12 protein-coding genes, 1 tRNA gene and 1 other RNA gene are annotated in these 20,294 nt (G+C 31.9%); 8 read left to right on the forward strand and 6 right to left on the reverse strand.

The window, feature by feature from the left end; all coding sequences use genetic code 11:
* Positions 1 to 440 precede the first annotated feature (440 nt).
* Entirely contained in the window at positions 441 to 2,378 is a 1,938-nt protein-coding gene (locus tag LPC16_RS02595) for a transglycosylase domain-containing protein (protein ID WP_229637618.1), read from the forward strand.
* A 284-nt stretch (positions 2,379 to 2,662) separates the two neighbouring features.
* Positions 2,663 to 5,284 carry a DNA polymerase III subunit alpha gene (locus tag LPC16_RS02600; protein WP_229637619.1) on the forward strand — a complete coding sequence of 874 codons (2,622 nt, stop codon included), beginning with the start codon at positions 2,663 to 2,665 and terminating at the stop codon, positions 5,282 to 5,284.
* A gap of 101 nt (positions 5,285 to 5,385) precedes the next feature.
* On the opposite strand, the gene sds is transcribed toward LPC16_RS02600, so the two are convergent.
* From sds to LPC16_RS02615, 3 genes are all read right to left on the reverse strand, one after another.
* Positions 5,386 to 6,357 carry a solanesyl diphosphate synthase gene (sds, locus tag LPC16_RS02605; protein WP_040054777.1) on the reverse strand — a complete coding sequence of 324 codons (972 nt, stop codon included), beginning with the start codon at positions 6,355 to 6,357 and terminating at the stop codon, positions 5,386 to 5,388.
* Positions 6,358 to 6,611: 254 nt separating this feature from the next.
* On the reverse strand, positions 6,612 to 7,457 hold the full coding sequence (murI, locus tag LPC16_RS02610; protein WP_040054776.1) for a glutamate racemase: 846 nt from the start codon (positions 7,455 to 7,457) through the stop codon (positions 6,612 to 6,614).
* A 307-nt stretch (positions 7,458 to 7,764) separates the two neighbouring features.
* Positions 7,765 to 9,156 carry a cation:proton antiporter gene (locus LPC16_RS02615; protein WP_229637620.1) on the reverse strand — a complete coding sequence of 464 codons (1,392 nt, stop codon included), beginning with the start codon at positions 9,154 to 9,156 and terminating at the stop codon, positions 7,765 to 7,767.
* Positions 9,157 to 9,684: 528 nt separating this feature from the next.
* Between LPC16_RS02615 and LPC16_RS02620 the strand changes: the two genes are divergently transcribed.
* Positions 9,685 to 10,728, forward strand: a complete 1,044-nt coding sequence (locus tag LPC16_RS02620) for a glucokinase (RefSeq protein WP_229637621.1) — start codon at positions 9,685 to 9,687, stop codon at positions 10,726 to 10,728.
* Between the two features lie 26 nt (positions 10,729 to 10,754).
* Complete coding sequence (gene proB / locus LPC16_RS02625; protein ID WP_229637622.1) at positions 10,755 to 11,882, forward strand: glutamate 5-kinase; 1,128 nt, start codon at positions 10,755 to 10,757, stop codon at positions 11,880 to 11,882.
* 136 nt (positions 11,883 to 12,018) lie between these two features.
* On the opposite strand, the gene petE is transcribed toward proB, so the two are convergent.
* The 3 genes from petE to ssrA all read right to left on the reverse strand — a co-directional run bounded on the left by petE (position 12,019) and on the right by ssrA (position 15,368).
* Positions 12,019 to 12,378: a plastocyanin gene (gene petE / locus LPC16_RS02630; RefSeq protein ID WP_040054772.1), complete on the reverse strand. Its 360-nt coding sequence runs from the start codon at positions 12,376 to 12,378 to the stop codon at positions 12,019 to 12,021.
* Between the two features lie 319 nt (positions 12,379 to 12,697).
* Positions 12,698 to 14,491, reverse strand: coding sequence for a translational GTPase TypA (gene typA, locus LPC16_RS02635; protein ID WP_229637623.1), 1,794 nt, complete (start codon positions 14,489 to 14,491; stop codon positions 12,698 to 12,700).
* A gap of 487 nt (positions 14,492 to 14,978) precedes the next feature.
* Positions 14,979 to 15,368: a transfer-messenger RNA gene (ssrA, locus tag LPC16_RS02640) on the reverse strand.
* A 136-nt stretch (positions 15,369 to 15,504) separates the two neighbouring features.
* Here ssrA and hemB point away from each other — a divergent pair.
* From hemB to LPC16_RS02660, 4 genes are all read left to right on the forward strand, one after another.
* Positions 15,505 to 16,491, forward strand: coding sequence for a porphobilinogen synthase (hemB, locus tag LPC16_RS02645; RefSeq protein ID WP_229637624.1), 987 nt, complete (start codon positions 15,505 to 15,507; stop codon positions 16,489 to 16,491).
* 287 nt (positions 16,492 to 16,778) lie between these two features.
* Positions 16,779 to 16,849, forward strand: a tRNA-Gly gene (locus LPC16_RS02650).
* Positions 16,850 to 16,911: 62 nt separating this feature from the next.
* Positions 16,912 to 17,742 (forward strand): prolipoprotein diacylglyceryl transferase, encoded by an 831-nt coding sequence (lgt, locus tag LPC16_RS02655; protein WP_229637625.1) that lies wholly within the window; start codon positions 16,912 to 16,914, stop codon positions 17,740 to 17,742.
* 110 nt (positions 17,743 to 17,852) lie between these two features.
* Positions 17,853 to 20,291, forward strand: a complete 2,439-nt coding sequence (locus LPC16_RS02660) for an HD family phosphohydrolase (protein WP_229637626.1) — start codon at positions 17,853 to 17,855, stop codon at positions 20,289 to 20,291.
* The last annotated feature ends 3 nt before the right edge of the window (positions 20,292 to 20,294 follow it).

A 20,294-nucleotide genomic window follows, 5' to 3' on the forward strand; every position in this document is an offset into this window, starting at 1 on the left:
AAGACTACATAGAGATTAATTAATTTTTAAGATTGTACTCCATAATTTTTCGTAATGCCAGTTAAGATATTACTGCATGACTTGTTAGTAACAAGTTAAGCGGATGTTTAGAAAATTTATCAGATTCATAAAAATCTTGGATAATTGTACTTAATAAAACAAAAATATTTTTTTATAACCGTACATCATTAGCTTAATCAATTATTGGGTAGCTAACTTATCAAATAAAATTTTGGTAGAAATATTTTCATGAAAAAAGAGATATAAATTAATTCTTTGCTACCCATTCAGGACAAAAACCGCCATAATAAAAAAGTCATGAAATAATTATGAAATAATTCCTTTTTACTGTCAGATTAAAAACAGTGAGGGATTTAAATATATTACTTCTGGCTATTAAAAATATTTATTAATCTCTTTGTGTGAGGAAATTAAGAACTGTGTCGTTTAGAACTATTCGGCAAAAACAAAATGATAAAGAATCCTCGGCTGTTGATAATTCTTTTATTCGAGGGACTTTTCGTATTGTCAAAAAAACTACTCTAGGACTTAGTCTACTAACAACTTCTATTGTTGCTGGGGGATTGGTAGGGTTGGCTATTAGTTTCCGAAACTTACCTAATGTGCGTACTCTTAGTAACTACTCTCCATCAGAGACTAGCTATGTTTACGATATTAATGGTGAGCTAATATCTCGACTTCATGGTGAGGCAAACCGTGAAGCTGTAGCATTTAAACAAATTTCACCTAATTTAAAACGTGCAGTTTTAGCAATTGAAGATAGCCATTTTTATTTACATCACGGAATTAATCCTAATAGTATTGGAAGAGCTATATGGGTTAACTGGAAAAGCGGCGGAGTAGTAGAAGGTGCCTCGACATTAACTATGCAACTAGTTAAAAATATTTTTTTGAGCAGTGACCGGACTTTTAGTAGAAAGCTTTCCGAAGCAGTTTTAGCAATTCGTATAGAACAAGTATTCTCAAAAAATCAAATAATGGAAATGTACCTCAATAATATTTACTGGGGACATAACAATTATGGTGTACAAACTGCAGCACAAAGCTATTTTAACAAACCTGCTGCTAAGTTGAGTTTACCCGAAGCAGCTTTAATGGCGGGTCTAATTCAAGCTCCAGAAACACACAGTCCCTTTTTTGATTATAAGAAAGCAAAAAAAAGACAAAAAGTTGTGCTTGATCGTATGGCTGCTTTGGGATGGATTACTGAGAAAGAAGCGACAATAGCTTACAAAACATCTTTAAAAATTGGAAAACCAACTTCATGGCAAGCTAGTAAACTACCTTATGTCAGCGATACGGTAATGCAAGAACTGAAAGGTAAATTCAGTAAAGACATAATATTAAAAGGTGGAATGCGTATACAAACATCCATTAACTATATTACGCAACAAAAAGCTGAAAAGGCAGTTAAAGAAGGATATAAAAGATTAAGAAAACAAGGTATATCTGCTAGAGATCTTCAGATTGCCCTAGTAGCCATTGATCCTCGCACTCATTTTATTAAAGCAATTGTTGGAGGAGTAAACTATAATACAAGCCAATTGAATCGAGCTACTCAATCTCGTCGTCAACCAGGTTCATCTTTTAAACCATTTGTTTATTATACAGCGTTTGCTAGTGGGAAATTCACACCAAGTTCAGTAATTAATGACAGTCCCGTTAGTTATAAGGATGGGGCTGGACAGTTATATAGTCCTAAAAATTATGGGGGAAAATTTTCAGGAACTATGCCAATAAAGACTGCTTTAATGAAATCTCGTAATGTTCCTGCCGTAATTATTGGACAAAAGGTTGGGTTAAGAAAAATAATTGATGTTTGTCGTTTACTGGGCATAACTAGTCCCATGCGTCCTGTGATTTCTCTTCCTTTAGGGGCTGGAGACATTACGCCTTTGGAGATGGCTAACGCTTATGCAACTTTTGCTAGTAACGGTTGGTATGCTGACCCTACTATTATTCTTAAGGTTACTGATAGTAAGGGCAATATTTTGTTAGATAATACTCCTCAGCCATACTTTGTTCTTGATCCTTGGGCAACATCCTCTTTAACTAGTGTTTTACAAGAAGTAATTCAGAGAGGTACGGGGAGAGCAGCTAATATTGGTAGACCAGCAGCAGGAAAAACAGGAACTACAGATAATGAACGCAATGTTTGGTTTGTCGGTTATGTACCCCAACTAGCGACTGCTGTATGGGTTGGTGATGATGCTAATCGGACTATGGGGAAAGGTATAACAGGAGGTGGCCATGCAGCACCTATATGGCGTAGTTTTATGCAAGAAGCTTTAAAAAATGAACCAATTAAACAGTTTCATGCAGCTTCGAAGTTTTCTCGCCCTCAAGCTAAAAAATGAAATTTATATTAATTTTATAATTAATGATCTTAATGAGTTTTGATTTATTTGAAAAAAAATATAATTAACTAAATCAGAAATACATAACTGAATAAATATAAATCTTATTAAGGAAAGTAGTCCTATTTATAAGTGATAGTAACTTTTTTTAAATGGTTAACTATATATTTGTTAGTATTTTTATTTTTAGACAGCTAAACTTTAATACAATAAAAGTTATGTACATTATATTAATATTCCTTAAAACTAAAATACTTTTTTTGTTGTTTAACTAATTTTAAATTATGTCTTTCGTTGGTTTACATATACATAGTGATTATAGTTTACTTGATGGAGCATCTCAGTTAGATTCTCTGGTTGATCGTGCTATTGAATTAGGTATGCCTGCAATAGCTTTGACTGATCATGGAGTTATGTATGGAGCGATTGAATTAATTAAAGTTTGTAAAAGTAAAAATATTAAGCCCATTATTGGAAATGAAATGTATGTCATAAACGGAGATATTAAAGAAAAAAAACGATATAAGAAGTATCATCAAGTTGTTTTAGCTAAAAATACACAAGGGTATAAAAATTTATCAAAGCTTACTACGATTTCTCACCTTCAAGGAATACAAGGTAAAGGAATTTTTTCACGTCCTTGTATAAATAAAGAATTATTAGAAAAGTATCACGAAGGATTAATAGTAACTAGTGCTTGTTTAGGAGGAGAAATACCTCAAAAAATCTTAATAGGAGATCTTCAAGGTGCAAGAGAAGTAGCTCAATGGTACAAAAAATTGTTTGCGGATGATTTCTACCTGGAAATCCAAGATCATGGTTCTACAGAAGATAGAGTTGTAAATGTTGTAATTAGTAAAATTGCTCAGGATTTAGATATTAAAATTGTAGCTACTAATGATTCCCACTTTATTTCTTGCTATGATGTTGAAGCACACGATGCTTTATTGTGCATTCAAACTGGAAAACTAATTTCTGATGAAAAAAGATTAAGATATAGTGGAACTGAATATTTAAAGTCTACTGATGAGATGAAATTACTTTTTCGTGATCATCTTTCTGATGATCTTATAGAAAAAGCAATTAACAATACTCTAGAAGTTGCCAATAAAGTTGATACTTATCATATTTTGGGAGAGCCACGCATCCCTAATTATCAAGTTCCTGTAGGGTATAACCTTAACAGTTATGTAAGAGAGCTTAGCTTACAAGGATTGTTAGAAAGATTAGAGTGTAAGTCTATAAAAGAAGTTTCAATAGAATATAAAGAGCGTTTAGAGTATGAATTGAATATGCTTGAAAAAATGGGATTTTCAAGTTATTTTTTAGTAGTTTGGGATTATATTAAATATGCAAGAGATAATAAAATTCCTGTAGGTCCAGGAAGAGGATCTGCCGCAGGTTCTTTAGTAGCTTATTCTTTAAAAATTACAAATATTGATCCTATTTATCATGGTCTACTTTTTGAAAGATTTTTAAATCCTGAAAGAAAATCTATGCCCGATGTTGATACAGATTTTTGTATTGAAAAACGCGATGAAATGATTAAATATGTAACACAAAAATATGGCGAGAAAAATGTTGCCCAAATTATTACATTTAATCGTATGACTTCTAAAGCTGTTTTAAAAGATGTAGCAAGGGTTTTAAACATTCCATATTCTGAATCAGATAAAATGACTAAAATGATTCCTGTTACAAGGGGTAAACCAGCTAAATTAAAGGTAATGGTTTCCAATGAGACTCCTTCTCAAGAATTTAAAGATAAATATGATCAAGATCCAATAGTTAGACGATGGCTAGATATGGCTATTCGTATTGAGGGTACTAATAAGACATTTGGAGTTCATGCAGCAGGAGTGGTAATTTCTTCAGAACCTTTGGATGAAATCGTTCCATTGCAAAAAAATAATGATGGAGCCGTAATAACACAGTATTACATGGAAGATTTAGAATCATTAGGCCTATTAAAAATGGATTTCTTAGGATTAAGAAATTTAACAACAATCCAACGAACCACGGAACTGATTGAAAAAAGTCAGAATATTAAATTAGATTTAGATCAGTTACCTATTGATGAAAGGGAATCTTTAAGAATACTGAGTCAAGGAAAAATTACAAAATTGCCTGCTGACATTGAGAAAACTCATAAATTATTGGAGAGAGGTGACTTAGAAGGCATTTTTCAATTAGAGTCTTCAGGAATGAAGCAAATAGTAAAAGATTTAAAACCGTCAAGGATAGAAGATATATCTTCTATCCTTGCTTTATATCGTCCTGGACCACTAGATGCAGGGTTGATTCCAAAATTTATTAATCGTAAACATGGCAGAGAAACAATTAAATATGAACATGAACTTTTAGAGCCTATTTTAAAAGAAACTTATGCTGTTTTAGTTTATCAGGAGCAAATTATGACGATGGCGCAAAATTTAGCTGGATATTCTCTTGGGGAAGCAGATCTGTTACGTCGAGCCATGGGTAAGAAAAAGGCATCAGAGATGGAAAAACATCAACAGAATTTTATCAATGGAGCAGTTGAAAATGGCGTTCCTCAAGCTGTTGCAGAAAATTTGTTTCAACAAATGGTAAAGTTTGCTGAATATTGTCTTAGTTATGATACAAAAGTTCTAACTGTTGAATATGGACCATTATCTATTGGAAAAGTAGTACAAGAAAATATTAGATGTAGAGTTTATACTACTAATGATCAAGGACTTATCTATACTCAGCCAATTGCTCAATGGCATAACAGAGGAAAACAAGAAATTTTCGAGTACCATCTCGATGATAAAACAATTATTCGAGCGACTAAAGAACATCAGTTTATGACTGTTGACCACGTTATGATGCCTATTGATGAAATTTTTGAACAAGGATTAGAATTAAAAAAAATTAAACTATAAAAAGAAAATAAACTAGCACCAAAAATGTGGTCAAGTAATATGTTTAAAAATATAAATTAATTGTTTTTATATTTTAAACATAAGTAACAACTAGATAAATATTAATAAAGCCTGTTTAGCACATAGTTAACAAGTTCAGTTAGAGATTGAGAAAATGGTGATGGCTTGAGATAGTCTAACTGTTCAATAGCTAATTGAGCATAATAACCTGCTAATTCTTGTGAACGTTTAATTCCTTTACTTTCAGTTACTATCGATAAAGCCTTTTCTATATCTTGTTCTTGATTAAACTCTCTTTTAATAAGTTTTGCCAAGTATGGTGTTTCTTCCATCGCAAATAAAGCCGGAGCAGTTATATTGCCATTAATCAAGTCTGAGCCTGCAGGTTTTCCCAATATCTTTGTTGGTGAAGTAAAATCGAGAATATCATCAACAATTTGGAAAGCTAGTCCTAAACATCTTCCGTAAGTATAAATACTATTAGTAATATCTGGAGAAGAGTTACTTAAAATAGTTGCAGATTTAGCACTATTAGCAATTAAGGAGGCTGTTTTATAATAACTTTTATCCAAGTATGAATCTAAAGTTAAACTTGTATCAAAACGTTTAATTCCTTGAGAAATTTCACCTTCTGCAAAATCACGAATAACTTCAGAAAGTAATTTTACTACTTGTAAATTATCTAAATTAGCTAAATACCAGGAAGATTGAGCGAACAGAAAATCTCCTGCAAGGACAGCAATTCGATTATCGAAAAGACTATTTACTGTAGGAACATTGCGTCGCAATACTGCTTCATCTACTATGTCATCATGAACTAGACTTGCAGTATGAATCATTTCAGTTATTTCTGCAAGTCGACGATGATGAGGAGTAATATCACCTTCTAACATGGTTGCCTTAGAAACTAACAATACAATAGCAGGACGAATATGCTTACCTCCAGCATCAAACAGATGTTCTGCTGCTGCACTAAGGATAGGATGGCGTGTTCCAACTAAACTCTTTAAATTATTTCTTAAAAGGTTTAAATCGTCCTCTACGGGAGAAAAGAGAGAATTTTTTGATATCATACGGTTAGCTAAACCTGATTATTCAGTCATGAAATTTTACATACCGCTATATTTATTTTAAGCTAACCTTTCCACACTAGGAAGCCCTGTATTTTTTTTTTGATAAAAATAATATTAAATATTTGAAAAAACTTATCTTAGTTAAGAAAATTATTTACTAAAGTGCTTTTACAATAATTTACTAATAAAAACTTCAGCAATTTAATTTACATGGAAAGTTATACTATATATAAAGTACCAAAAGCAGTATAAAATTAGTTTTTTTGGTCCATCTTATTGCTAATTATTAATTCCTGAAGATTTCTACTTAATGAGATAAAATCAACTAAGGGATAATAACCTAACCATTTTTTGGACAGGTGAGAAAAGTTTTTTGGAGAACCAGTTACTACAAACCTTACACTAAAATAAGAGTTGTTACCTCGTAAGCTCATTATTTCTAATTCTTTCTTTACTGATTGAGCTACATAATATGCGGGATCTATTAACTCAATTTTATAAGGAATAATATTTTTAATTATTTCTTCTAAATGTTTATAATGAGTGCAACCATATATAAGAGTATCAATATTTTTTTCTAATAAAGGATTAATATATTTTTTAAGAGTTTTTTGTGTATGAAAATCATGAATTTTATCACGCTCAATTAGAGGAACAAGTTCAGGACATCCTATTTGCCATACTTTTATATCAGGATTGATTTCTTGAATGGCTTGGCGATAGGAATCACTTTTAGCAGTTGCAAGAGTTGATATAACTCCAACACTCCGCCCATATTTTGCAGCTGCTCTGGCTCCAGGTAAAACTACTCCTAAAATTGGAAAACTAAATTCTTTACGAACAGCTTCTAAGGCTAGAGCAGAACTAGTATTGCAAGCCATAATAGCTATTTTTACTTTACTATGACTCATCCAAGTTAGAATTTCTCTAACAAATTGCAATATTTCAGTTGAAGAACGGTTTCCATAAGGAAGTCTAGCGTTATCAGCAAAATATAAAATTGATTCCTGAGGTAGTAGTTTATGAATCTCTTGAAAGACAGTTAATCCTCCTACGCCACTATCAAAAATTCCAATTGGACAATTATTCACTGTTCTCATCTGCAATTATTTTATAAAAAATTCTTTAATGATCAAAAATAGTATTATATTCAAGCAAATTATGTTGTGCAAAAGAGAATTATTAAAGTTTTTGTTATTAAGGTTAATTTAAGAGTCCTGATAAAGATATTTTAATATTATTATTTATAATCTTAAAATATTTGTTAACTAACCAACTTCTAGTAAATCAGAGAGGTTGGTATTTTAAAATTTCTTAGTAAGTGAAATAAATATTTTTTATTTTAATGTGTAGTTAAGAATATTAGAATCACACGCCATATCATTTTAGATCTCTTTTGAACTTAGATTAAGTAATCTTTTGTTTTTGAGGAGTGAAAAAAGGTTCTTTTAAAATACTTCTAAGAAGAAGAGGCGCTAAAAAAGTTGTAAAAATAACCATCACAATAATTGATGCTTCTATAGGTTTAGACAATACACCACTAGCTGAGCCAACGCCTACAAAAACTAGACCAACCTCACCCCTAGGAATCATCCCTACACCAATAGCAAGTTTATTAAGTTCAGATTGACCAATAATAGTAAATCCAGAAATAACCTTCCCTATAACAGCTACAAGTATTAAAAATCCAGCTAAGACTAATCCTTCTCTATTACTGGGATCAGTAGGATTTAGAACACTTAAATCTGTTTTGGCTCCTACACATACAAAAAATATAGGAACAAAAATATCAGAGATAGGAGCTATTAAATCTTGAAGTTCTTTACGTTTTTCTGTTTCTGCCAAAACTAATCCTGCAGCAAAAGAACCAAGTATAGTTTCTAAGTGAATTATTTGAGCTATATAAGATAGTACAAAAGCAAAGCATAAAGATATTAATAAAAGCTGACCTCTGGTTTTCATCTTATTAACTAACTTAACGTATACTGGGTGTAACAGACGACCTATAAAAATTGCTCCAATTAAAAATACAGCTGCAGTAAGAGATAAATAAACAATATTCAGAACTTCAACTTGTCCTGTTTTCATTAAACTTGCTACTACTGCTAAAACAATGATGCCTAAAATATCATCTAAAACAGCTGCTCCGATTATAATTTGTCCTTCTGGAGAGCTAAGATTACCCAGTTCAGCCAAAACTTTAGCTGTAATTCCAATACTGGTAGCCGTTAATGCTGCACCAGCAAAAATAGAGGGGATTATATCAATATGAAATAAGTAAGTTAAACCTAAGGTCCCTAACATAAACGGAGTAACTACACCAGCTACTGCAACCATTACTGACTGAGGACCAACACTAATTAATTCTTTTAAATTAGATTCTAAACCAATCTCAAATAAAAGAATAATAACGCCAAGTTCTGAAAGAATTGAGATGATTTCACCTTGAGAATCAAAAATAGACTGTATATTTCCAGGAGTGACATCAGCTGTAAATTGCAAAAACTTCATAATTAATGAATTATTTGCAGTATTCATACCTTCTGGAAAAACCAGTAATCCTAAAATAGATGTTCCTATTATTACCCCTCCAACTAATTCTCCCAAGACAGGAGGAAGATCGATGCGGGCACAAATTTCACCTCCTAATTTGCTTGCAAAATAAATTATTACTAGACTAAGCAATATACTAGCTAAAACAAGAGAAGTATCGGCATCTGTATGCTCTGGTATTGTTGCGAATAAAGAAAAATAAAAATTGTAATCTATAAAATTTAAAACTGAATTCAATATATCCATACAAATCTATGTTTATCTAAAAAATAGCTATATTTGATAATAATCTAAGTAAAATAACTTTTATATACTTTAAATGCCACCTTAATTTTTAAATATTCAACCGTATGCTAAATATTTAAAATTTGAAAACTTTTTTGTATCTTAAGCTAAAAGCATCATTGAAGAAATAATATACTATCATTGTATTACCTAATACAAAAAACATATTGAATTAATTTTAAAAATTAATATTTAAAATTACTTATATTCTTGAACAGAGAAGAAGAAATAAATTTATTTTGCTATTAATATAATATTGTTAACTTTCTTTAATACATTTTAAATTATTTTCCAAGACAGCAAGATAGTAAGACTTTACTTTTAAGTACCTTACTCTTGATATGAAAAACAGAGGAATTAACAAATAAGCTGGTTAATAACTTACAATTAGTTTATTATGTAGGACTATTGAATTATAAACCACAATCATTTTACATAATAACCAGTTCTTATTAAACTAAGGAAAGTATAAAAAAGGTTAAATTCATTATGGCCCTATTACTTGCTGGAGATATCGGCGGAACCAAAACGATTTTAAGTTTAGTTAACTCAGAAAATGTTCAAAATGGTCAAAAATTACCCCAGCAAAAAAGCTTATATGAAAAAACATATCCTAGTCAAGAATTTACAGATCTTGTACCAATTGTAAAACACTTTTGTGAAGAGGCGAAACTTCAACTAAATTCAGAAATACTAGTAAAAAATGCTTGTTTTGGGATTGCCGGCCCAGTAATTAGTAATACCTCAAAGCTAACTAATTTAAATTGGTTTTTAACTAGTAATCGTTTAGAGAAAGAACTTTTTATAGATAAGGTTGATTTAATTAATGATTTTGTAGCTATTAGCTATGGTATTTTAGGTCTAAAAAATGAAGATCTATATACTTTACAGGATGTTGAACCGAGATCTAAATCTCCTATCGCTGTTTTAGGAGCAGGTACAGGATTAGGGGAAGGATTTTTAATACCTTCGGAAAATGGAAAGTATTTGGCTTTCCCCTCTGAAGGTTCTCATGCGGATTTTGCACCACACAATAATTTAGGATTCGAATTATCAACGTATATAAAAGAAAAATACAACTTATCGAGAATATCAGTTGAGAGAGTGGTTTCTGGAATAGGAATTAGTACAATATACCAGTTCTTACGTCAAAAATACCCTGAAAAAGAAACAGAAACAATGAAGGTAGCTTATCAGGCTTGGGAACTTAAAAAAACTATTAATATCTCAGCAACTATATCTAAATCTGCAATAGAGGATCATGATTTTTTATGTCAGCAAGCAATGAAACTCTTTATCGAATCCTATGGTTCAGAAGCAGGCAACCTTGCTTTAAAGTTGTTGCCATATGGCGGATTATACGTTGCAGGAGGAATAGCTGCAAAAATATTACCTTTGATGAAAAGTGAGACTTTTATAGATTCGTTTAAATCTAAAGGAAGAATGAGTTCTCTCTTATCTGAAATTCCTGTACATATAATATTAAACCCAAAAGTTGGTTTAATTGGTGCTGCATTACATGCAGCACAGTAAAAAATCTAATTTACTTTTCACAATTTATGAGTTATAAGCATACAATTGTTGTTAAAATCGGTACTTCCAATCTCACTCAACCAGAGACAAGAAAATTAGTTTTATCAACAATTAATTCTTTAGTTAAAACATTAACTAAGTTAAGACAATCAGGCCATAATATCGTTTTAGTCTCATCAGGAGCTGTTGGAGTAGGCTGTAGTAGATTAAAGATAAAGAAAACACCTAAAAAAATTTCTTTAAAACAGGCGATCGCTGCAGTAGGACAAGGAAGACTAATGCATGTGTATGATGAACTTTTTACTTCAATAGATCAGCCAATAGCACAAATTTTATTAACTCGACGAGAATTAATGGAAAGGAGTTGTTATATAAATGCTAGAAACACTTTCAATGCATTATTTAAATTAGGGGTAATTCCCATCGTTAATGAAAATGATACGGTTGCTATTGAAGAGTTAAAGTTTGGTGATAATGATACTCTCTCTGCTTCAGTTGCAAGTTTAATTAATGCAGATTGGTTGTTTATACTAACGGATGTTGATTATCTTTATTCTGCAGACCCACGTTTATTTCCTGATGCTCAACCTATTAGTAATGTTGATAGTATACAATTAGCCAAGCTACAAGTTCAAGCAAATAGTACAGGTTCTCAATGGGGAACAGGAGGAATGTTAACTAAGCTAACAGCAGCAAAATTGGCTACTAAAGCAGGAATAACTACAGTTATTACTAATGGGAAATATCCAGAAAACTTGATCAAAATTATTGATGGTGAAGATATTGGAACTAAATTTGGTGCATATTTAGATAATGATAATGCTCGTAAACGCTGGATTGCTCATGGTTTATTACCTGTAGGGAAACTTTATCTTGATAAAGAATCAATCATAGCAATTTCTCAAAAAGGAAAATCATTATTAGTAGCAGGCGTTATAAAAGTTGAAGGAAACTTTAAATCTTTTGAAGCAGTTAAATTATGTAATGAAATGGGACAGGAAATTGCAAGGGGAATAGTTAATTACAGTAAACATGAAATTGATAAAATAAATGGAGATCGTTTAGATAACATATCCAAGTTACTAACTTGTGATAGATATGAGACAATTATACATAAAAATAATTTAGTTATTAGTAAAGTTATTAGACCATAATTTATATGTATCTAAATTCTAAAACTTTATTGTTAGAAATATATATCAACATTTCTAAAAGACTAAAAAGTTTTCACAGTTAAGTCTACGAAAAAAATTCGTAGACTTAACTGTGAAATTATAATTTCCAGTGTAATTACTGTACGATAATTTTACCAACCATACCAGCTCCACGATGAGGCTCACAGTAATAAGTATATTCTCCAGCTTCATTGAAAGTACTTTCAAATGATTCTCCAGGAGAAAACAGTAATCCTTTATGAGAATATTCTGAAGAGTTTTCAAATACAACATTGTGGGGAGCTAATTTATTATTGATCCATTTAACAGTATCTCCTGATTTAATGGTTACTGTTTTTGGCTGAAATCCTAGCATTCCAGAATCGGTTCCCATTTTTACCTCAAAAGTCTTAGCTGCAGCAGGGCTAGCCGCAACGAAAAAACTAGAAATAACTAGGCAAAATGCAGCAATAAGCAATCCTAATTTCTTTAGCATATTATTGTTCCTACCAGTGTCTTAATTAAAAGAAGAATTAACGTAACTCTTTCGGTTATACATCTTACTATAAAGCTAATAATGAAGTTTGACAACCTGTCTTTGGACAAAAGTTAATATTTTTGCTTCATTCTAATGAATATACTATTGAGTAACATATTCATAAAAAAATATAAAATTATTATCAGATGATTTTTATTGACTGACACTTAAGAAAATATCATTAAACCTAATATATTGAAACTTTATTAATACGATGGTTCATGAGTATCGAACTACCATATTAATAAAGTTTAATTCTTCAAATTAGTTTACAAAATCACTTCTTCGCTAATTTTTTTGTTTTGACCTTTCGTAAACGAATAGATTCTGGAGTCACCTCTACAAGTTCGTCAGGGCCAATATACTCTAAAGCCCTTTCCAAGTTCATATCTACTGGTGTTTGTAACTGGACCAATTCTTCGCCACCCGAGGCACGGTGATTAGTTAACTGTTTAGTTTTACAAACATTTATTTCTATATCTGGTGGACGATTATGTTCTCCAATAACCATTCCTTTATACACTTTTGTACCAGGTGAAATAAAGAAGACTCCTCTATCTTCTCCATTTTTCATTGCATAAAAAGTTGATACACCTTCTTCAAAAGAAATCATCACACCGTTATAACGAGTTTCTAAGTTACCAGATATAGGACGATAGTCCAAAAAACTATGATTCATAATTCCATCTCCTCGTGAAAGACGAATAAAATCTCCACGAAAACCTAGTAATCCTCTAGCAGGTATAATAAATTCGATTTGTGTTCGTCCATTAATACCTGCTTGCATATCTTGCATCTCTCCTCTCCTTTGCCCCAAGCGCTCCATACAGGATCCAACAGCCTCTTCAGGAACATCTAGAACTAAGTATTCAAAAGGTTCATGAGATTGCCCATTAATCTGTCTATAGATAACCCGGGGTTGAGCAACTTGAAACTCATAACCTTCTCTACGCATAGTTTCGATGAGGATACCTAAATGTAATTCCCCTCTCCCGGAAACCAAAAACTTATCGGGAGAATCTCCAATATCTACTTTTAAAGCAACGTTAGTTTCTAATTCTCTTATTAGGCGATCACGTAATTGTCGAGAAGTAACAAACTTTCCTTCTTGGCCTGCAAAAGGAGAATCGTTAACTGAAAAAGTCATCTGTAAAGTAGGTTCATCAACTTTAATTAAAGGTAATGGTTGAGGGTTTTCAGGACAAGCTAAAGTCTCTCCAATGTTGGCATCAGCAAAGCCTGCTACAGCTACAATATTACCTGCAGTACTTTCTTTTAGTTCTACTCTTTGTAGTCCTTCGAATCCTAAAAGTTTACTAATTTTTCCTTTAGCATAACTGCCATCTTCTTTGATTAGTGTCGCTTGTTGTCCAGCAACAATTGTTCCATTATTAATACGACCTATTATGATACGTCCTAAATATTCTGAATAATCTAAAGTAGTAACTTGCAACTGTAAAGGTTTTTCCACATCTCCTGATGGAGGAGGAACACAGCGTAAAATTGCTTGAAAAAGAGGCTGCATATCTACAGAATCATCTTCTAAATTTACTTTTGCAAATCCCGAAATACCAGAAGCAAACAAAGTTGTAAAATCGCATTGATCATCATCACCTCCCAATTCAACGAAAAGATCAAATACTTTATCAACAGCTTGATCTGGTTCAGCCTGAGGACGATCAATTTTATTTACAACAACAATAGGACGCAAACCTTTCTCTAGAGCTTTTTTAAGCACAAAACGAGTTTGAGGCATAGGACCTTCATTAGCGTCCACAATTAAAATACAACCATCAACCATCCCTAATACTCGTTCAACTTCCCCGCCAAAGTCTGCGTGTCCAGGGGTATCAATAATATTGATCAAAGTATTCTCGTAGCGGACGGCAGTGTTTTTTGATAGAATAGTAATGCCACGTTCTCTTTCTAAAGTATTAGAATCCATCACACAGTCAGGTATCTCTTCTCCTTCACGGAAAATACCAGACTGTTTAAGAAGAGCATCAACCAAGGTGGTTTTACCGTGATCGACGTGGGCGATGATAGCAACATTGCGAATGAGGAGAGACATAGGATGCAGTAATGAAGGTAGTGTAGTTATACTACTGTTAGTTTTCTTATAATTGTAACTTATATTCAATTAGAGGTCTAAAGAAAATATCAATTTTTATGATATTTTCTTTAGACCTCTAATTGAATATCTAATTTTAGGGAGAAACACCTTAATATCGAATACTAAAAAAACTATAAGAATTAATTTTTTTTGGTGATCCACCTAATTCATACTCTACGTCACTATACATATTGATAAAAGTATAAGTAAGGCAATGAATCGCACAATATCTAATCATTGCCTTACTTAATTTAAGGATGAAACGATTTTTAATATTATTTCTTGGGTTCAAAATAAATTAAATATTTTATTTACCAAATTATGAATACATGACTATCGCTTTGATTTTTATATAATGCTATATATATTTTGCAAAGAAAATTTGTAAAATATAGAACTATTTATTTTAAATATTAATAGTTCTATATAAGCGGTAATGAATTATTTATGGAGCCGAGCAGAGTCGAACTGCTGTCCAAATTAGTTATTATCCTAAAGTTCATTCACAGGCTTAGCCTTTTTATTCCTCAAGGCAGGACTTACTCTCAATACCCGAGTAAAAAGGTTACTCTGATAAATCTTTTCTTAATAGTCGATCAGAGACAACTTGTTAAGAGTATCCGTTAAGGGTTGATCTCTTACTTTTAACGGAGTCAAGTATGAGATAAGCGAGTTCTATAAAAGAATTTTTAGGCAGCTACTGCCACGCGCTTGAAGTTTACGATGTTATTCGCAGTTACTATTTTTTTTGAGCCTTTGATTTACGAGAGGAGACTCACTCTCGACCTGCATCACAATTCAGAGTTCGCTAACTTGTCGAAACCGTTGCGGCCCCAGATTTCGTTTACATTAAAGATTATAAAGATAATTTTAATTTTTTGCAACGTAACAACTTATTAAATATTAAAAAATTTATGACAAATGTCATGTTTTTTAATTTAAACTATCTAGATTAATAATTATTGATATTTATGTTCCCTATTAATCGCCCTCGTCGTTTACGTCGTAATCAAAAATTACGTAGCATGGTTCGTGAAACACAATTAACATTAGACGACTTAATCTATCCTTTATTCGCAGTTCCAGGAAATAATGTTGTTAAAGAAGTAAAATCTATGCCTGGTATTTTCCAATTATCAATAGACAAAATTGTAGATGAAGCAAAAATAGTTCGTGATCTAGGAATTCCATCGATTATTCTTTTTGGTATTCCAGAAAATAAAAATATTGAAGCTACAGGTGCATGGGATGGACGAGGCATAGTACAGCAGGCTGTCGAAGCAATTAAGAAGGAAGTCCAGGACTTAATAGTTATTGTTGACACTTGTTTGTGTGAATACACTAATCATGGACATTGTGGATATTTACAAAAAGATAACTTTACAGGAGAAGTTTTAAACGATCCAACTTTAGAATTATTAAAAAAAACTGCTGTTTCTCAAGCACTTGCAGGAGCTGATGTGATTGCACCTTCCGGAATGATGGATGGTTTTGTAACATCTATCAGAGAAGGATTAGATAAAGAAGGTTTTAGTAATATTCCTATTCTATCTTATGCAGCTAAGTATGCTTCTGGTTATTATGGGCCATTTCGAGATGCTGCAGATTCATCTCCACAATTTGGTGATCGTCGGACTTATCAAATGGATCCTGGAAACGCTAGAGAAGCACTAAAAGAAGTTATGTTAGATATTGAAGAAGGAGCAGATATGCTAATGGTTAAACCTGCATTATCTTATATGGATATCATTTGGAGGATTAAAGAAATAACAAATCTTCCTGTTGCTGCATATAATGTCTCTGGTGAATATTCAATGGTTAAAGCTGCAGCAGCTAATAAGTGGATAGACGAAAAGCAAGTAACATTAGAGACCTTAACTAGTTTCAAAAGAGCTGGCGCAGATCTTATCTTAACTTATCATGCAAAAGATGCTGCTCGTTGGATACAAGGAAAGTAGTTTTTAACAATAAAAATTTAATTTTCATATTCCTGGTCTACTTATACATTGGTAGGCCAAAAGCTTAGCTCATTTTGTAAATATATTAAGATTGTAAAAATAAATCCTTATTTTTTCTAAAAAATGCTAAAAATTAATGTATTTAGTAATACTTAGAGCTATCAGTTAAAGCTCTAAGTATTAGTCGACGTGTATTTTATAGAATAAAAGCATCTCTGATGTAATCTATTTTGCCAATAAATATATATTGTGTTATTATATATAAGGTTTAAAGAAATGATATCTTTGCGGGTGTAGTTTAGTGGTAAAACCTTAGCCTTCCAAGCTAATGATGGGGGTTCGATTCCCCCCACCCGCTTTATTAAAATTAAATGATATAGTAATTATGTTTTAAAGTCATGAGGTAAATGACAGTTATTTATGTTACTAGGACTTCAATTTCAATCTCCTGGTCCTATAATATTCGAGCTAGGACCTTTCATTTTAAGATGGTACGGTTTTTTAATTGCCTCTGCAGTTTTGATTGGAATTACGTTATCGAAATGGTTAGCAAAATTTCGTCGAGTTGAATCAGAAATTATAAGTGACTTAGCAATTTGGATAGTAATAGCTGCTATTCCTTGTGCAAGAATTTATTATGTTATATTTCAATGGCAGGTTTATAGTCAATACCCAGAAGATATCATTGCTGTTTGGAAAGGGGGTATTGCTATTCATGGGGCTATTATCGGAGGAATTTTATCTACCTTGATATTTGCACGTTTGAATAAAACTTCTTTTTGGCAATTAACTGATTTAGTAGTTCCATCTGCAGTATTGGGGCAGTCTATTGGTAGATGGGGAAATTTTTTCAATTCTGAAGCTTTTGGAACACCAACTAATCTACCATGGAAACTATATATTCCCTTAATAAACCGTCCTACAGAATATATTTCTTTTGAATATTTTCATCCCACTTTTTTGTATGAATCTATCTGGGATTTTTTAGTTTTTATAATTTTATTAACTTTATTCTTTTTTGGATTAAAGTATCCAAACTATTTTTATACTGGGACTTTATCGTTAGTATATTTAATAGCATATAGTTTTGGCAGAATTCTCATAGAAACACTTAGAATAGATAGTTTAATTTTAGGACCATTTAGAGCAGCACAGGTTATTAGCTTAATTATGATTATTTCAGGAATATTTGGACTAGTGTGGTTATATCTTTTAAATAAATCTTTGCCAGATGTAATCTCTCATAAATAAAGCCAGAATATCAATCTTCTTAGCTTCATTATTGTAATGAAATTTAGATTGAATGATGTATCTGGCTTTTAAAATTTTTTATTAAACGCTTTACATTCATCTCTTACAATATGAAAACGCTACAATCACTAAAAAAGAACTTAATAAAACTTATACAAGAAAATTATTTCAAACATTTTGGACTAAAGAAAAAACACAATTTTGAATCAGAAATTATTTACGAATCAAATTGGTTAACTAAGCTACATAAATCAGAATCAATAAAAAAAATTTACCCGCCATTAATGTGGGGGGTAACGGTTATATCACTTTCTAGTGTTATTGGATATCGCTTCTATAATCAGCCTCAATTGTCTGTAGGGACTATTTCGCCAGTAAAAGTCATTGCTCCTAAAGACGGTACTTTTGAAGATAGAAAAACTACTGAAGATAAACGTAAGGAAGTTCGTACAGGTGTTATTCCTGTTTTAAAGAGAGATCCAAAGCTTACGAAAGAACTTAAAGGAGAACTTAAAAGAACTATTTCTGAGATCGAACAGTTGCGTAAAAAAATAAATCTCTTTTCTTCTATCGAAGTTGTAATTATTCCTCCTGCTACTCAGAAATACTTAAGAAAAGTAAATGAACGAGATTGGCAAATAATTCAATTAGTAATTATTAGTCGTAATTTTCAAAATATCCCAAAGTCGAAACCTAAAATTAGACAAGTAATATCTCAGTTAATTGCTTATAGCAATGCAACTTCCTCAACATCTCTCAAAAATCTTTTAGAAAAAATTGAGCAATCTCGACAACTTTATAGTCAAACTAAAGCTGAAGTTTCAAATAATCAAACATCTTATTTAACATCAGAACTGTTTACAACTTTTCTAAATCTTGATGATTACACTTGGCAAACTACAGAAAAAATATTACAAACAACCTTAAATAGAATTCTTCTCCAAGGACTTCATCCTGGAATTCCTGATTATTTATTGAAAGAAATAATTAATATTCAACTGGAATCCACTACTTCAGCTGTTCCTAAACCAGCCATAACTCAGCTTCTAATGAGAATTCTTAAAAGTCAACATAATTTAACAGTAGACAAAGACGCAACAAAACAAAGAGCAGAACAAGCTGCGCAAGCAGTTGAAGCAGTTATAGTAAAAGTTAAAGCAGGAGATATAATCGTAGAACTAGGAGAATACATCACTCAAGAGAAATTTGTTCTTCTTGATAGTTTTCGACTAAGTCGTCGAGGAATAAATTGGATTGGACTATTCATTTCTGTACTAATAGTTATAGGTACAGTTATTATATTTTGTTTAATTAGTCAAAGGATCAATCATTCTATACGTCGAAGAGATCATATTTTGATTTGTTTATTAAGTTTAAGTACTCCACTTCTAGGAATTTTTAATTTAGGCTACACAAATCTTCCAGCTATAGGATTATTATCTAGTAGCTTTTACGGTCCTACTTTAGCAATAACTCAGGTAGTTTTATTAAGTGGTTTATCAGCATTTGCAGCAACTAACATCAATTGGAGCTATATCCTGGCAGGTACTGCAGGAGGACTATTAGCTGCTTCTGTAGCTTGGAAGCTTAGATCCCGCGACGAGTTAGCTTGTTTAGGTGGAGTAGTTGGTATAGTACAAGGAAGTCTCTATTTTGTTTGTTATTTAATTATAGCTCCGGCAGTAGGAACAATTTGGTCAGTAATTTTGCCTGAATCAATGATTTATGGTCTATCTGGGATTGCTTGGAGTGTAATGGGGTTAGGAATTTCTCCGTATTTGGAACGTTTATTTGATTTAGTAACACCAATTAGATTAGTAGAATTAGCTAATCCCAATTGTGGATTATTAAAAAGATTAGCAACAGAAACACCAGGAACATTTCAACATACTCTTTTTGTCGCATGTTTGGCAGAAGCAGCGGCAAGAGAATTAGACTGTAATGTTGAACTAGTTAGAACTGGAACTTTATATCATGATATTGGCAAATTACATGATCCTATGGGTTTTATCGAAAATCAAATGGGAGCTCCTAATAAACATGACTTGATAAATGATCCATGGCAAAGTGTAAGAATTATTAAGAAACATGTTAGTGAAGGTTTAGCTATGGCAAATAAATATGGTTTACCAAAAGTAATTTGTGATTTTATACCTGAACATCAAGGTACATTACTAATCTCTTATTTTTATCATCAAGCAGCACAGGAGGCACAAAATAGTGGACAAGACCAAATTTCTGAAGAAGGGTTTAGATATGCTGGACCTATTCCTCAATTACGTGAAACAGGAATTGTCATGCTAGCAGATGGATGCGAAGCTGCATTAAGATCTTTGAAAGAAGCAACTCCAGAAATGGCTTTAGTAATGGTTCAAAAAATTTTTAAAGCTCGTTGGCGTGATAATCAACTAAAAGATAGCGGCATTAGATATGAAGAATTATCTATAATTGCTGAAGTTTTTGTTAAAGTTTGGCAACAGTTTCATCATCAGAGAATTGTTTATCCAAAATCTGCTCTTGAGCCTACAAACAATGGCAAAGTAAGTTAATTG

The organism is cyanobacterium endosymbiont of Braarudosphaera bigelowii (assembly GCF_020885515.1).
Classification (GTDB): Bacteria; Cyanobacteriota; Cyanobacteriia; order Cyanobacteriales; family Microcystaceae; genus Atelocyanobacterium; species Atelocyanobacterium thalassa_A.

Bases quoted from the DNA above. Each gene is read 5' to 3' on its own strand.
- LPC16_RS02600 (WP_229637619.1), top strand. From the start codon at position 2,663: ATGTCTTTCGTTGGTTTACATATACATAGTGATTATAGTTTACTTGAT.
- sds (WP_040054777.1), bottom strand. From the start codon at position 6,357: ATGATATCAAAAAATTCTCTCTTTTCTCCCGTAGAGGACGATTTAAAC.
- murI (WP_040054776.1), bottom strand. From the start codon at position 7,457: ATGAGAACAGTGAATAATTGTCCAATTGGAATTTTTGATAGTGGCGTA.
- LPC16_RS02615 (WP_229637620.1), bottom strand. From the start codon at position 9,156: ATGGATATATTGAATTCAGTTTTAAATTTTATAGATTACAATTTTTAT.
- LPC16_RS02620 (WP_229637621.1), top strand. From the start codon at position 9,685: ATGGCCCTATTACTTGCTGGAGATATCGGCGGAACCAAAACGATTTTA.
- proB (WP_229637622.1), top strand. From the start codon at position 10,755: ATGAGTTATAAGCATACAATTGTTGTTAAAATCGGTACTTCCAATCTC.
- petE (WP_040054772.1), bottom strand. From the start codon at position 12,378: ATGCTAAAGAAATTAGGATTGCTTATTGCTGCATTTTGCCTAGTTATT.
- typA (WP_229637623.1), bottom strand. From the start codon at position 14,491: ATGTCTCTCCTCATTCGCAATGTTGCTATCATCGCCCACGTCGATCAC.
- hemB (WP_229637624.1), top strand. From the start codon at position 15,505: ATGTTCCCTATTAATCGCCCTCGTCGTTTACGTCGTAATCAAAAATTA.
- lgt (WP_229637625.1), top strand. From the start codon at position 16,912: ATGTTACTAGGACTTCAATTTCAATCTCCTGGTCCTATAATATTCGAG.
- LPC16_RS02660 (WP_229637626.1), top strand. From the start codon at position 17,853: ATGAAAACGCTACAATCACTAAAAAAGAACTTAATAAAACTTATACAA.